General features: G+C 55.6%; 2 protein-coding genes. Both read left to right on the top strand.

Annotated features, from left to right (window positions below):
- Positions 1-291: 291 nt before the first annotated feature.
- Complete coding sequence (modA, locus tag BG52_RS13055; RefSeq protein WP_036667438.1) at positions 292-714, top strand: molybdate ABC transporter substrate-binding protein; 423 nt, start codon at positions 292-294, stop codon at positions 712-714.
- 28 nt (positions 715-742) lie between these two features.
- On the top strand, positions 743-885 hold a 143-nt coding region (locus BG52_RS15695), incomplete at its 3' end, for a substrate-binding domain-containing protein (RefSeq protein ID WP_397311019.1).

Genomic DNA, 885 nt, shown 5'->3' with positions numbered 1-885 from the left:
CGTTTCCGCCACCTCGACGCCGCCGCCGGGATAATTCCAGACGATGTCGCCTCTTTCCACATACTCCCTGACCATCAGCACTTCATTTGAGCCGTTGACGATTACCGCTTGCGCGATCAATCCATTCACCTCTGAATGTTTAAAGTACCCCGTCTCTGTATGCGATCTCAATAACAGCCTCTTCGATTATACCAGAAAAACGGCGGTTCGTAACACCCAAAACGATAGATACGCTGATGGCACATATGTTAGAATTAGTCACGGTGGCAATGGCGAACGGGGAGGTCAACAATGGCAAGGAACAACTCTATGCCGCGCAGGCTGAAAATAACCCTAATCGGATTGACGATCGCCGTAATCGCCGGATGCTCCGGCGCGAGCGGCAGCACGGACGGCAGCGCCGCGGCCGGCAAAACCGAGCTTCTGATTTCGGCGGCCGCCAGCCTGCAGGACGGCTTGAATGAGATCGAATCCCGTTATGAGGCGCTGCATCCAGATATTGATCTGATCATGAACTACGGCTCCTCGGGGGCGCTGCAAAAACAAATCGAGCAGGGCGCTCCGGTTGATCTGTTCATTTCGGCCGGTAAAAAACAGATGGACGCGCTGGTGAGCGGCAAGCTGTTGGCGCAGACCGGTACGCTGCTCGGCAATCGGCTGGTCCTGATCGCGTCGCCCGACGATCCTCTAACGATAACTCGAATCCCGTTATGAGGCGCTGCATCCAGATATTGATCTGATCATGAACTACGGCTCCTCGGGGGCGCTGCAAAAACAAATCGAGCAGGGCGCTCCGGTTGATCTGTTCATTTCGGCCGGTAAAAAACAGATGGACGCGCTGGTGAGCGGCAAGCTGTTGGCGCAGACCGGTACGCTGCTCGGCAA

Source organism: Paenibacillus darwinianus (assembly GCF_000598065.1).
Taxonomy (GTDB): Bacteria; Bacillota; Bacilli; order Paenibacillales; family Paenibacillaceae; genus Paenibacillus_I; species Paenibacillus_I darwinianus.
Note: the sequence above shows the minus strand (reverse complement) of the source record. Positions and strands in the feature narration are given on the sequence as shown.

What these genes read in the sequence shown, in the direction of transcription:
- modA (WP_036667438.1), top strand. Translation starts at nt 292, where the DNA reads ATGGCAAGGAACAACTCTATGCCGCGCAGGCTGAAAATAACCCTAATC.